Source organism: Phycisphaerales bacterium, from assembly GCA_016716475.1.
Classification (GTDB): Bacteria; Planctomycetota; Phycisphaerae; order UBA1845; family Fen-1342; genus JADJWG01.
The window spans coordinates 764,731-778,397 of record JADJWG010000004.1; the positions used below are offsets into that span (position 1 = coordinate 764,731).

The following is a 13,667-nucleotide window of genomic DNA, read 5'->3' on the forward strand; positions in this document are numbered from 1 at the left end:
GGTCTCCCGAGAGCGGGCGCACTACTGCGCTGCTTTCACCCGTTGCGGGCGCGCCCATCGACCCGCCAGCAGATACAGGGCCACGGCCAACACGAGACCGATCGCGCCACGCTCGTGCCACTCGATCCACTCATGCTGCTGATCCATGCTCATGTGTCCCTGCATGGCCATGAGCATCGTCCCCAGAACCCCTGTTCCGAGCAAGAGCACCAGCCAGAACAGTCCGCCGTGCAGCCGGGACCGCGCGCGACCGGGGACATGATGCCGCGCGCCAAGCCAGGCGAATCCGACCAGCGCTGCGATGAAAAGGCCTGCGCCAACCATATGCACCAGCAGGGCCCAACCGGCGAGCTCACCCCGCAGGTTCAGTGCTCCGAACGCATTGACCGCCTGCAGTACGATCGCCACCAGCAGCACACCCAGCACCATCCGCACGCTCCCCCACTGCGCCGAATCCGAAGTTGCCGCAGGGAGTGTCCCTATCCGCAACACCCGCTGCCCGAGCCACTCCTGTGCCGCCCGGAGCAGCAACAAGCCCACCACCGCCGCAGCGAGCCAGCCGTACAGCTTGAAGATCGGGCGCGCTTTGAAGCTCAGTGCCCAAACCTCCGCGAGGCGCGGATCGTAATGTGTGAAATCCGCCATCGTCCGTGGGGGCAGATCCGTATTCGCCTGCAACGCAGGTACTGCAACCTGTCCGAAAAACATCGCGCCGTCGCGTGCGTGGCAATCTGTGCAGCCCCCGCTGCCGAGCGCCTGCGCCGCCGGCCGCACCTGGTGAGCCAAGGGCCACAGGTACGGTTCTGCGGCGGTATGCTCGTACGGCACAACGCCGGCATCCGTCGGATCATGCAAGTAGCCGCCGTCGACATACACCACGCGAGCCCCGTCGGGGGCGTCCGCCTGCAGCCGAGTGGCAAGCTGTATGCGAAACTCGTCGCTGCCGGGGACCAGATCGCGGGGCAGGCGCCGCACGGTTCGTTCAACCCGGTCCACCGGAATCGGCACGACATCGTCGCCGCCGGCGTACCCCCAGAACGCGGGCCACACGAGCCGATGAGGCGTAATCATGCCTTCTCGAGTTGCAAATACCGGTTCCTGGATTTGTGGCACAGCGCTCCCCGAGCGCCCGCGCTCCGGCAGCCCGAGCCCATGCGCCAGCGCTGTTTGCACGCGCTGCGTCTGCAATTGGGGCCACGGTCCGGAGTGGCAGGCGGTGCAGCTCAGCTTTTCCAGGTGCAGGGGCGGCAGGCCGGCGTGAGCCGGGCGCGGCGCGCCCGCCCGTCCGGCGACCGCCGCGTTGCGCACTTCCGCCGCTCCACTGTCGCCGTAGTGGCAGCCGCGGCAGGACAGCGTGGCGCGGGTCGGATCGCTCCGTGGATCGACTTCACCGGGATAGCCGCGCGTGGTCGCGTGGTCGAGGCCGTGGCGGTGACAATCAACGCACGACAGCCCCGCCGCAAGGTGGACATCATTCTCGGTGTGCCAGCGCTCGATTGGTGGCGCCGGCGGTACGGCGACCGTTCGCAGCGTGTGGCAGAACGTGCAGCGCTCGTTCGGCACGCGACGGGTGACGTTGAAGAACACACGATCGTCGGGATCGAAGCGTGTACGGTCATAGATGAGAATGGGACCGGCCTGGTCGGGGTAATCGGGGTGCGGCGGGGTGAAGGGGTCCCATTCGTCGGGAGCCCGCCGGGCCTCCCCGCGTACGACCGCCAGACCCAGCGCAGCGGTGGGAGCCCACTTGAAGTTCTCACGTTCCACCTGGCGTGCCAGTTCAGCCGGATCATGCTGCTGATCGACACTGTGGCAGACCATGCAATCCACTTCGTATGTGCCAGATACATTCCACCGCGGGAAAACGCGGGCCGCTTCCTGCTCGGCCGATGTGGGTGTGCCGACCCCACCACCCGGTTGGTGACGGCCGAAACGCTTCACCAGGTCCCAACTCTCGAGTCCAACGTCGGACGGACGCCAGGCACCGGGCCAGTGGCGCTCCGTCAGGGGTAGCAGTGTCCCGGCCGCGGCGTCGTGGTAAAACCAGGGCTCACCCGGGCGCCCGGCCGGAACCGTGGTTATCCCGGCATTGAAGTGCCAGCCGTGGGCGATCTGACCGACCGCATGACACTTGCCGCACGTCATCATCGGGGAATAGGGCAGCGCGGGCGTAGCGCGCGGGTCGATGGCTTTGCCGCTGTGATCGTACAGCGTGATGCGATGCACGTACGGGGCCTGACTGTCGGTCCGCAGCAGATCGCTGCCGGGCTCGTCGGCTACGCTGAGTGCCGCCGCACCGGCGAGCCCCGCGGCCACCAGCGTCAGTCGAACCCAGGCCGTGAACCGACGCCCCGTGCTGCAATGCCGATGACGCACGGTTTAGACCTTGAAATCTTCGGGCTTGAACTCGATCCGGGCGCCCTTCTCGACCGCGTCGTTCGCAGAGAGCACGGCAACGGCGGTCTCGTATCCGACCTCGGGCGGACATGACAGCGGTGTGCCGTTCCGGATGGCGCTGAAGAAGTTCTCCAGGTGAAGCTGGTGGATCGGTTTCTGGCTCTCGGCCAGCATTCTCTCGGCTTCAGGAGTCCGTGTCCCGTCCGGTGCGAGGGTCTCTCCGATCTTGAGTTCAATGGCCTCCCGCCCCATGGTCTCAACCTTGGAGGCCTCGTCTTCCCACTCGCGCCGCTTGGCTGTGACTTCGCGGAAGACGTGTCCCTGCCGGGGATCTTCGGAAACGACGAGTGATCCCTCCGTACCCTGGAAGGTCTCAAAGAAACCGCCGTGGCTCGTCGTGCTGAGAACCTGGTAGGCACCGCGGATCCGCTTCTCGCCGGATGGGTACTCATAGAGGGCGAGGACGTGGTCGTACCACTCGCGGTCGTCGTAGAAGCGTCCGCCGATCGCCATCACGCTCGCCGGCGGCGTGCGCAGGAACCAGTTAAAGACATCGACCTGGTGCGAGCCGAGGTCGGCCATCGGCCCACCCGAGTACTGCTTGTACCAGCGCCAGTTCCGGAACCGATCCATCGTGTCGTAGCCGTATTTCTTCAGGGTGTCGGCGTCGAGTTCCTGGCCCTCGGGCCAGCCCAGTTCAAAACGCTGCGCTCGGTTCCACTGTCCTTGGAAGTTGGTGATTTGCCCGCACACTTTGTCATTCTCGATCATCTTCAGGGCATGCCAATAGCGCGGATTGCTGCGCCGCTGGTGCCCGATCTGCAGGAGCTTGCCGCTCGTGCGCGCGGCCCGCACCATCTGCCGGCAACCTTCGAGCGTGTTCGACATTTCCTTCTCGCAGTACACGTGCTTGCCGGCTTGGAGACAGGCGAGCGTCTGCTCGGCATGCACATGATCGGGCGAGGCGATAAGGACCGCATCGAGGTCCCGCTCCGTTGCAAGCATCTCCGCGTAGTCGGCGTAGACGTTCACCTCCTGGTCATAACGCTTCAGGATGTTCGCAGCGTAGCGTTGGTGATACGGCCAGATGTCACACACCGCGGTAAAGCGAATCCCGGGAATCTTCAGGCAGTTGGTGAGCAGGTTCCGCCCCTGGCTGCCCGGCCCGATGATGGCAATGCGCAGCTCATCCGTGTTGCCACCGGCGGCGGCGCCGACTTCCTGGGCCCAGGTCGGCAGCGTCACCATGAGACCGGCGCCGGTAACGGCGGCTGTACGGAGAAAGTCCCGGCGGGTCCAGTGCAAATCCTGTGGCGGCGGGGTGGGGTGATGACTCATCGGACGGGTACTCCTGAGTTCCGGGGCCCGCTGGGGGTACCGGGAATCGCACTCTATCGCATGGCGGGGGCGCGTCAATGCACCCCCGGATTTGAGCGCCTGCGGCGCAACTCAAGCCCCCCGATTGTCCACCAGTGCCTCGCCCGCTACGCTGCACGGCGATGGTTCCAACGCTCTCGATCGTCATTCCCGCCTGGAACGAGGGACTCCGGCTGGGCCCGACACTGGCCCGTGTACAGACATGGTGGCAGCAGGAGTCGCAGGCCATCCGGCTTATCGAAATCCTTGTGGTCGAGGATGGCAGTACCGATGACACCGCGACCGTTGTGCGCGCCGCGCGCCGCGCGGGGCTGCCGGGGCTGCGCCTGCTCCGAAATCCGACCAACCGGGGCAAGGGCTTCAGTGTGCGGAGGGGGTTGCTCGCAGCCACGGGGGATTGGCTGCTGATGTGTGATGCGGATCTCGCCACGGACCTCGGTGAACTGCGCAAGCTCGCCGCAGCGCTGCAAGGCGGAGCCGACATCGCGTTCGCCTCGCGGCGTGCTCCGGGTGCCGTCCTCCAGCGGGCGCAGCCGTGGCCGCGGCGCATCGCGGCGGCGCTCTTTCACCGTGCACGGCGACGGGTCCTGCTGCCACAGTTGGAAGACACCCAGTGTGGCTTCAAACTGCTGCGCCGGACTGCTGCGCGCGCCATTCTGCCCTTGTGTCGTGAGGACGGTTGGCTCTTCGATGTAGAGCTGCTGGCCGTTGCCACCCGCTACGGTTTTCGGTTGGCCGAGATCGGCATCACCTGGTGTGATGCGCCGGACTCGCGTTTGCGGATCGGCCCGTGGGTGGTGGGGCTGTGGGCGGACCTGTATCGCATCCGACGGCGCGTCGCGGCGCTCACGCCGGAGCGGTAGGAGCTATCCCAATACATCCTGCCCCTCCCTGTGCGGGCAGGGAAGTTCTGGAACAGCTTCTGGTCCACCCCTACATGCGGTGCTGCAATGCGGCGACATCATGCAGGTCGATATCCCCATCCTGGTCGAAGTCGAACACGGCCGCGCAGCCGCCGTCTTCTGCGCCCGTCAACACGTCCGGACCTGTGAAGCAAGCAAGCAGGACGACAAAATCGGCGCCTGTCAGCACGCCGTCGCCGTCGAAGTCGCCCGCCAACGGGGTACAGACTGCGTCCAGCAGCGCGAACGCATCCAGGGCGGCTTCAGTCATGGAATCGTTGGGCGAGTCGGCCACCGCAAAGCGGAATTGCACAGCGCTGGTCAGTGGCACGAAGTCGCGCAGTCGGAACTCGGACACCACCCAGGCGGGCGTGTGACGGATGTCCTCTAGTGTGCTCCACGTCGCGCCACCATTCGATGAAATCTCGACGTGCATCCGGTCGGTCCGGCCGAACTCACTGGCGAACCACCGGGCGTAGCGCACGCGCGGGTCGACCAGCGTGCTCAGGTCGAACACCGGCGAGTAAAGGGTCGTAGGGCCACCGTCCACATCGGACTCCGCGTTCCGGTTGTCGGTCAACCAGCATTGTCCCGATCCATCGAAGTCGTGCGGTGGTGGCTGACCGTATCCCACGGTGTAGGTGACAGGGGTTCCACGCTCCCAGGCACCGGCCGCCAACGCCGTGTTGACGACCGTCCAGCCCGCGGCCTCCTCGAAATCGTATGAAACGACCGGCGCGAAGCCCGTCGCCACGACGGCCTCGAATGTGTGCAGCGGAGCGCCCGGCGGCAACGTCACCGCGCGGCCGTCCATGTCCTCGGCACGGAGGTAGTAGTTGAGCTGCGCCAGGCAAGGCAGCGGCGGTAGCGTGCCGCGGTGCAGAGTCCAACCCAGGTCCGCGAGTGGCACCTCCGCAAAGCTGCCGCCATTGATGCTGTAATGAAGTGTGCCGGAACCGGCCGCCGGCAGGTTGCCATAATCCGGTGCAAGGGTGGCATTGACCTTCGCAGAGCGTGGCGAAAGGGCCGCGGGCGGGCGATGCGGTGAGAGCATGAGCCGCAAGGCCCGCGGGCCGGCCAGTCCCACCGGATTGCTGAGGGCTTGCACGATACTGGGATGATCGATCGCAGTACCGCTGTTGCTGCTGGTCGCATTGGTTGCAGTGCAGCCGGCATTCGTATGCACGCCGATGGCCCAACCACGGTCGTCATCCCACACCGCTGAGCCGGAGTTTCCGCCGGTCGTGTGTGCTCGGTAGCGCAGGCGGTAGATTTGCCGGGTGATGTACGGGCCGGCGTGCGTGGTAAGAACCTGGTTCCATGTCCGCGGGTTCGGTTCGGCGCGCGTACCGTAGCCCGAGATCCGGATCATGGCCGGGGTATTGCTACCGGTTCCGATGACCGGTTGCAGCGGGACCGTCGCCCCTTGCGCTTCCGCGGGCGGCAACCCGGTGACGCTGTTGTTAAACATCCCGAACACCGCCCAGTCATTGCCGATTTCCGTGGGTGATGAGTTCATCACGATCGAATTCTGCTGCACTGCGTACTGGTGTTCGGGGCCGGGATGCACCTTTGTTCCGTTTGAGGTGGACAAGGGCACGTGAAACTGCATGACCTCGATACCGTCGGTACAGTGTCCGGCCGTCATCCCCGCGTTGGATCGACCGTTGATGAGCCAGCCCGTGCAACCGATCGGCAGCAGTCGGCCGGAGGTCGGGTCGCCGCTCAGCACGCGCTCATCATTCGAGCCGCAGATCGAACGATCGTCCCCGCCGGGAAACTCGACGCGCGCGGCGTCGATCAGAATGCGGTGCGTCGCTTCTTCGCCGGGTGCGAAGAGCTGCACGAGCACGGCGTCACCGTTGAAGTACGCGCTGGTCGCACGCCATTCCGCGAGCGTGGCCGCGTTGTGCATCTGCGTCGCGCCGTCCAGAAGTGACGTGATCAGGAGTTGGGCCGCGGGTGCCGCCAACTCTGTGCCCGTGAGTGACAACCGCACCGAATCCGCTCCGGCCACCCGTACAATGGTTTGGAAGCGGAGCAGCAGTACTTCGCCGCGATCGTCCGCGCGCAGCGGGCCGGAATCGATGGCCAAGGGCACGCGGACTTCGAAGTTCGGCAGGTCCGGTGGGGCATCATCTTCACCGCGGGCGGGGGTGGCCGGGAGCGTGAAGAACAGGATACCTACCGCGCAGTACAGGTGCAGCTTCAGGCCCATGAGGGACTCCGGATGCGTATGCGACTCATCGGCAGCGACAAAGGGTTCGGCTGTGCTCCATCATAAGGTAAGACCCCTGCACACCCAATGCGATTTTCGCACGGCGACACGCCTGTAACGGGTACCCGCGCAGTCGTACGTCCGATAGCTGCGCCCGCACCGTACCCACCGGCCCGTTCACCGGTTGCATTCACGTGGCGCAGGCGTACGATGCCGGGCGCCGTGCTCGTTCGCGGCCACTATCCGCCGCCGGGCCGGGCGGCCGTTTCTGCCGGAGCTCAGCATGCCAGCACCCATTGCCCATCTCGTTGCGGCGAAGCGCAGTCCGATCGGCAAGTTCCTCGGCGGACTCACGAAGATGTCGGCGACCGAGATCGGATGCCATGTGGCGCGAGCGTTGTTCGCGGAGGCGGGCACCGACCTCGCTGCGGTGGACGAGGTATTCATCGGCCAGGTGCTCCAGGCCGGCGCCGGGCAGAATCCGGCCCGGCAGGTAGCGCTTGCGGCCGGATTGCCGAACACGATTTCAGCGACGACTGTCAATAAAGTCTGCGGTAGTGGATTACAGGCTGTCATGTTCGCGCACAGTGTGATTCGCGCCGGCGAGGCCGAGGTGGTGCTCGCCGGCGGCATGGAATCCATGACCAACGCTCCATTCCTGGTGCGTGGCATGCGGACCGGTCATAAGTTTGGGGATGTGCCGCTGGTCGATTCGATGCTCTACGATGGTTTGACGAACGTCTATGACCAGGCCGTCATGGGTGTGATTGCAGAGGAAACGGCCGCACGTGCCAAAGCGACGCGCACCGAACAGGATGCGTGGGCGGTGCAGAGCCACCAACGAGCCGTCGCCGCCGAGCGGGCCGGGCACTTCGCCGCCGAACGGGTGGCTATCCTGGGCAAGGCGGGCGCACCCCCCTTCAACACCGACGAAACAGTCCGCGCCGACACCAGCATGGAGACCCTCGGGGCACTGAAACCGGTCTTCGCCAAGGATGGCACGGTCACGGCGGGGAATGCCTCAGCACTCTCGGATGGAGCGGCGCTGGTGCTCGTTGCGAGCGAGGCCGGTTTGCGTCGCGCTGGCGGCACGCCACTGGGGCGCATAGTCGCGACGGCGACTGCGGGCGGTCCACCGCGAGAACTGTTCTTCGCGCCCATTAAGGCCTGTCAGCAAGTCTGCGCACGGGCCGGGTGGGAGCTAGGCAGTGTGGACCTCTGGGAAATCAACGAGGCGTTCGCTTCACAGATGGTGGCTTGTCTGAAGGGTCTGGAACTGCCGCCGGAGCGTGTCAACATCAGCGGCGGAGCCATTGCGTTGGGGCACCCGATCGGGGCAAGTGGTGCTCGAGTGCTCGTCACGCTGGTGCACAACTTGCGGCGTACGGGGAGTCGACGTGGAGTCGCGTCGCTGTGCCTCGGCGGCGGCAACGCCGTCGCACTGGCAGTCGAAGCGGCCTGAAGGCAGGGCTCAGCCGAACCTAACGGCACCGCCGCAGCTACCACCACCACCAGTCATCATCGTCATACCAGCTTGCATCACCGTAGTCGTCGCCCCAGTAACCGGCGTCGTAGTAATACCCGCCGTCATAGTAGTAATCGTCGTAGTAACCGTAGTCGTCGTAAGAGGTCGGGGCGCCGTAGTCAGAGTAGTAACTGTCCTCATACGCCCCGCCATAGCTGTAGCTCGGCCCGTCATCGTACGTGTCGTACCCGACGTCGTAGTAATCACCCCCGAAGAGCCAACCGCTACCGAACAGACCCGCTGATTCAACGTAAACACGGTCTTCGACGACCACTGTGCCGGGGCAGGTTCGACACGGGCGCTCCACCCGGCCGAGCCCGAGATCATCCACCGAAAGCACCAGGCCACTGCCGCAACCCACGACCATTACGGCCAGCCCGCCCGCGGCAGCAACGCCAGCATAGACGGAAGTTCTTGTGCGCATCGCGATTCTCCTCGGGGTTCTGACCTGTTACGACGTATAGACCGGTTGGAGTATTCACACGTTGGTCGATTATTCCTGGTATAGCCGAGCGACGCTGGGGTTGGCAGGGAGGTACCACACGTGGATTCGTGCTACCCCAGCAAGGAGGTCTGATAACCGTTGATACTTACCGGCTGGAAGGATGATGCCAATCTTAATTCCGGTAGGCGGGTTCGAGTTGCAGGGTGCCCGGGTTCAATCGTGTGGGTGGGCTGATGCCCGCCCGTCCGTTTGACGGCTCACCCACGGGAGCGGCCGGCGCGTCTTCCAGCGTAACCGATTCAAACGGGACTGAGGTCACCGTTCCACTCCCGTCTCCCGGGCTCCGTACAAGGTCCAGCAGGCGGCCACCCGAAAGAGCCATTGCCATCCCCGCCCATGCCAGCATCAGCAGTCCAGCCGCAAGAACCACGTACGTACGGTGTCGGCGCCGGGGGCCGGGGTGCAATGCCGGATCGGGTAGCACCACGACGGATGTCGCGGCTCGTGGTTCGACCGTGGTCGTTACGACAGAACCGATGGCTGTCGGATCCGTGGCGCTACTCCCAAGCGGCTCCGAAGCGCGCCGCATCGGGCTTGTGGCTGCTGTGGCTGGTGGTGTCGTCACGAGACCGTCAGCGATTCGTTGGGATGCGGAGCGGAGCGGCTGGGCTGCACTTGTCGTGGCCGGGAAGATAGCTGGGTGTCCGGAGCGGGTGGCTCGGGCGCGCGTGTTATTCACCGGGTGGGGTGTGTTGCCGAGGTGGCGCGCCGCGTGCCGGGTGGCCGTGGCGGAGAGGTCCTTACTTGGCGCAGCCAATGCAAACGAGGCCGTGGAGACCTCGTGGTTGGACCGACCCACGACCGTTGCAACCAACGGTTGTTTCTCCTGGGTGACAGCCCGTTGCATCCGCACCACACAGCCCTCGGACAGTGGCGCGCTGACCTGCTCGAGGATTCGGGTGACGACCGCACGATCCCACCGTTCAACCGGAGCCCAGTGGTAGCTGCCGCGCGCCTCTGCCCGTGCAATGCCGCGTTGCAGGACCACGCTCACGATGGGACCAAGTGCCGCTTCGCAGAGAACGGTCGTTGCCACAGCCGCGATGGCGCACTTCGCATTCGTAAACAGAGGTGCCACTACGAAAGCGTCGTAGTCGGGGTGACGGATGACGAGGCGGTAGACGGTGGTGGGCGGGTGCGGACCCATCCGCGTCGACCCTCCAGCGCGACCTGCAGCGGGTCGCGAACCAGTTGGCATTCTTGGTCGGCCCCTTTGGCCTCGCGAAGCGGCGGAGTGTAGTGCGGCGCCACGGCCATGCAAAGGGGCGCACTGCTCCTTCACCGACCTGTGACCCTTGGCGCGGAGTTGTCAACCGAATATGACAGCACGTACTTGTACCGGCGGCCTCGGCACGGGTATCTTCTGCACAAGGGCAGGTACGCCCCGGGAGGTCAACACCATGTGGAAACGGAAGTGTGCTGCGGCCTTGCTGGGGCGGCTCGCGTTGGTTGCGTGCCTCTCCGGCATGGTCGCGGGTTGTGCGGTTCGATCCACGTCGTACCTGATGCCGGGCGAATATGAGAGTGCAGCGACGCCGAATGTGATCCTCGGCCGCGAGCTGATGGCCACCCCCGCGGACGCTCCGACGGTGCTGCCCGCCGCCGCCGCGGAAAATCGCCCAGTCGAACTGACAACGCGCTTTGTGATCTACAACGCCCGGCTTCGTATCGTGGTGGTCGATGTTGCACAGGCCTTGCAGGATGCGCAGGCCGTCGCCGCGCGGTGGGGGGGCTACATGCAGACGATTCGCGGCGATGCGATTGTCATCCGCGTACCCGCGGACCAGTTCGAATCGGCCCTCGAAACCTTGATCAAGTTTGGTGCGGTGATCGAACGGGAAATCGATGCGCTCGACGTGACGGAGGAGTACGTCGACCTGGAGGCCCGTCTGCGGACGGCCCAGGCCACCGCCAAGCGGCTGGAAGCGCTGCTGGAGAAAGCCGCCAGCGTGCAGGACACGGTGACGATCGAGAAAGAGCTCGCCCGGGTCAATACCGAGATCGAGCAACTGATCGGTAAGCTCAACGTGCTCAAGAGCCGTATTGCGTTCAGCACGATCACGGTGTATTTCGAGCGCATCGCCCGGCAGATCCCCTCGGTGCAGAACTTCCGGCAGTTGCCCTTCGTCTGGCTGCGCTCACTCGATCCAGCGCAGCTCTGGGAGTAGAACCATGCGGCGAACGATGCTAGGAATGACGCTGTGCGGTGCGCTGCTGGCGTGTGCGGGCGGCTGTCGAGCGTTGGAGACACCGGAGGGTTACGTGCAGTTGCGTGATGCCGGGTTCCGGTACGACTACCGGGCGGTTTCGGCGGCCGGCGCGGTACTTGCAACCCGCACCGTCGCCAACCAGACGGACGGCGGTGATCTCGCTTTCTGGTCGGCCGCGGTCGAGCACCAGAAGGTCGACCTCGACGGAATGAAGCTGTTGGCGCGCGAAGACCTGCGGAATGGCAGCGGTCGCCCCGGAGTGCTGTTCGAGTTCTCGATCGGTGTCGGGCAGGGCGAGGTCCGCTATCTCGTGGGCATGTATGTGCTGGCGGAGCGGATTCACCTGCTCGAGGCCGCCGGACCCGCTGTCAACATCGAGCAGGATCGGCCGAAGCTCAAGGCGGCCATGGAATCGTACCGGGTGTAGGGTGCCGCTTCCGTTGCCGGGGCGGCTGAGCCGGCGGAGCGCGGCCGCCGCGGGAAGGTGCTAGACGTGCAGTTGCTTAACGAACCCCTGGATCAGGGGCCGCGGCACCCGGGCCAGCCGCTTCGGCGGTAATTCATCCATCGTCAAGCGCTGGACGACCTCGGCCGCACGCTCCGGTTCGCGTCGAATTTCCTCGGCCAGTTGCTCGGCTTCATCAAGCCGTCCGTCCGCCATGGACAGTACGTATTCAATCACCAGCGTTTCTACGTCGCTGGGCAACCGGGCGTCATTGTCCGACACCGGAAATGCTTGGCGCGGTGCCAAGTCGGGGACATCGTCGGTCTCGCTCCGGAGTGTACGGGCGAGCAGGCGGGCATCCTCTTCAAGTTGCTGCCGCGTACGTTCGGCGGTTTCATCGGACGGCGCCAGCCGCAGTGGCTCCACCTCGGCCTCCGCCATGGGAATGTACACGGTGTTATGGCAGAAAGGGCATTTGCCCCGCTTGCCGCCGGCCGCATCATTCGACGTCTTGATCATCTTGCCGCAGTGGCTGCAATGAAACTCAATCGACATGCGTGCTCCTTGCGGGCAGCGGGGCCACACCTCACCCGGGGCCATTATCCACGAGCCGGGCACAAGGGCAAGCGCTGCGCGGCCGTGGAGTTTGCGGCACGCGTGCCACCGCGATTACGCGCGTGGGGCGCCGCTCGGCCGGAACCAGAGCCGCACCGGCACTTCGGTGAACGGGGTCACGCTGCGTAACTGCCGCAGCAGGTAGCGGCGATACTCTTCACGCACCAGTTCGGGATCGTTGCAGAACAGGACCAGCGTCGGCGGCGCGACCGCGACCTGTGTGGCATAGTAGATTTTCACCGGTCGTGTGCCGTGCTTCGCACTCGGACCCCGCAGTGCGAGCACTTCGCGCAGGGCGCCATTGAGCTTCGCAGTCGAGAGCCGGGTGTGGGCCTGCTTGTGGAGACTCAGCGCGAGGTCCACGACAGCGTCAATGTTCTTTCCGGTTGTTGCGGTCGTAATGGCGATCGGGGCGTGTTCCAGCATCGGCAGGACACGTGTCAGGTACGCCTGGAAGTCATCCATGCTCGCCTCCCGCGCCTGGGCGAGGTCCCACTTGTTGACAGTCAGGATGACCGGTTTGTGCTCCTCCAGAATGGCGCTGGCGAGCTTGAGGTCCACCTCTGCGATTGGCACGAGCGCATCAATGAGCAGCAGCACGACGTCAGCCCGTTGAATCGACCGCAATGCCCGCGTGTACGAGTAGAAGTCGATGTCGTTCATGCGGGCCTTCTTCCGCACACCCGCAGTATCGATCGCGACGAACTGTCGGCCGTCCTTCTCAAACCGCACATCCACCGCATCGCGCGTGGTTCCGGGAATCTCGCTGACAATCATGCGCTCTTCCCCCGCGAGCGCGTTGACGAAAGTGCTTTTACCGGCGTTCCGTTTGCCCACGATCGCCAGCTTCATCACCGGTAGTCCCGGCTCATCACCAGCCAGGTCGCCCACCAGGGCCGCCACGCGGCTGAGCAGGGCCGTGCGGCCGTGGTTGTGCAGGGCCGCGATGCAGAGGGGTTCGCCAAAACCCAGGCGCATGAACTCGCCGGCACCGGCTTCGTGCTTCGGGTCGTCCGCCTTGTTGGCGACCAGAATGACGGGTTTCTCCGCCCGGCGCAGCAGTTCCGCCACGGCCTGGTCGAGTGGCACGGGTCCCTCGGCCACATCCACGGTGAAGAGAATCACATCCGCGCGCTCAATCGCGAATCGAATCTGGTTTTCAACGTGGCTCTCAAGGTTGTCATCATCGACGATCCCGATCCCGCCGGTGTCGATCACCTCGTAGTAGCGCTCCTGGTGCTCGACCAGTGCGCTGACACGGTCGCGTGTAATCCCAGCGCGCGCATCCACGATGCTGATGCGGTCCCGGGCGAGCATGTTGAGCAGAGAGCTCTTCCCCACGTTGGGCCGACCGACAATGACAATCAGGGGCAGTTTCATAGAACGGCATCATAGCCGCAACCGGGCAGCAGCGCTCGCGGAGTGGGCTACCGAGAACGGTGGTATACTAGCCGCCGGTCGGCGGCGAGCGCC

At 65.1% G+C, this 13,667-nt stretch carries 11 protein-coding genes; 4 read left to right on the forward strand and 7 right to left on the reverse strand.

Features of this window, described 5'->3' with window-relative positions:
* Positions 1–21: 21 nt before the first annotated feature.
* Entirely contained in the window at positions 22–2,376 is a 2,355-nt protein-coding gene (locus IPM18_17170) for a hypothetical protein (protein MBK9121313.1), read from the reverse strand.
* A 3-nt stretch (positions 2,377–2,379) separates the two neighbouring features.
* Positions 2,380–3,735, reverse strand: coding sequence for a Gfo/Idh/MocA family oxidoreductase (locus IPM18_17175; protein ID MBK9121314.1), 1,356 nt, complete (start codon positions 3,733–3,735; stop codon positions 2,380–2,382).
* A 161-nt stretch (positions 3,736–3,896) separates the two neighbouring features.
* Between IPM18_17175 and IPM18_17180 the strand changes: the two genes are divergently transcribed.
* Positions 3,897–4,637 carry a glycosyltransferase family 2 protein gene (locus tag IPM18_17180; protein ID MBK9121315.1) on the forward strand — a complete coding sequence of 247 codons (741 nt, stop codon included), beginning with the start codon at positions 3,897–3,899 and terminating at the stop codon, positions 4,635–4,637.
* 70 nt (positions 4,638–4,707) lie between these two features.
* Here the strand turns inward: IPM18_17180 and IPM18_17185 are convergent, their stop codons facing one another.
* Positions 4,708–6,894 carry a hypothetical protein gene (locus IPM18_17185; GenBank protein ID MBK9121316.1) on the reverse strand — a complete coding sequence of 729 codons (2,187 nt, stop codon included), beginning with the start codon at positions 6,892–6,894 and terminating at the stop codon, positions 4,708–4,710.
* A 283-nt stretch (positions 6,895–7,177) separates the two neighbouring features.
* Here IPM18_17185 and IPM18_17190 point away from each other — a divergent pair, with 283 nt between their 5' ends.
* Positions 7,178–8,356 (forward strand): acetyl-CoA C-acyltransferase, encoded by a 1,179-nt coding sequence (locus tag IPM18_17190; protein ID MBK9121317.1) that lies wholly within the window; start codon positions 7,178–7,180, stop codon positions 8,354–8,356.
* Between the two features lie 37 nt (positions 8,357–8,393).
* Here the strand turns inward: IPM18_17190 and IPM18_17195 are convergent, their stop codons facing one another.
* Complete coding sequence (locus IPM18_17195) at positions 8,394–8,843, reverse strand: hypothetical protein (protein MBK9121318.1); 450 nt, start codon at positions 8,841–8,843, stop codon at positions 8,394–8,396.
* Between the two features lie 193 nt (positions 8,844–9,036).
* Positions 9,037–10,071: a hypothetical protein gene (locus IPM18_17200; protein ID MBK9121319.1), complete on the reverse strand. Its 1,035-nt coding sequence runs from the start codon at positions 10,069–10,071 to the stop codon at positions 9,037–9,039.
* Between the two features lie 253 nt (positions 10,072–10,324).
* Here IPM18_17200 and IPM18_17205 point away from each other — a divergent pair, with 253 nt between their 5' ends.
* Positions 10,325–11,092: a DUF4349 domain-containing protein gene (locus tag IPM18_17205; GenBank protein ID MBK9121320.1), complete on the forward strand. Its 768-nt coding sequence runs from the start codon at positions 10,325–10,327 to the stop codon at positions 11,090–11,092.
* A gap of 4 nt (positions 11,093–11,096) precedes the next feature.
* Entirely contained in the window at positions 11,097–11,561 is a 465-nt protein-coding gene (locus tag IPM18_17210) for a hypothetical protein (GenBank protein ID MBK9121321.1), read from the forward strand.
* Positions 11,562–11,621: 60 nt separating this feature from the next.
* On the opposite strand, the gene IPM18_17215 is transcribed toward IPM18_17210, so the two are convergent.
* Together IPM18_17215 and der are read right to left on the reverse strand one after the other, a co-directional pair.
* The gene (locus tag IPM18_17215) at positions 11,622–12,134 is read right to left on the reverse strand and encodes a hypothetical protein (GenBank protein ID MBK9121322.1); all 513 of its coding nucleotides are present in this window, start codon (positions 12,132–12,134) and stop codon (positions 11,622–11,624) included.
* 114 nt (positions 12,135–12,248) lie between these two features.
* The gene (gene der / locus IPM18_17220; GenBank protein ID MBK9121323.1) at positions 12,249–13,574 is read right to left on the reverse strand and encodes a ribosome biogenesis GTPase Der; all 1,326 of its coding nucleotides are present in this window, start codon (positions 13,572–13,574) and stop codon (positions 12,249–12,251) included.
* Between the last annotated feature and the right edge of the window lie 93 nt (positions 13,575–13,667).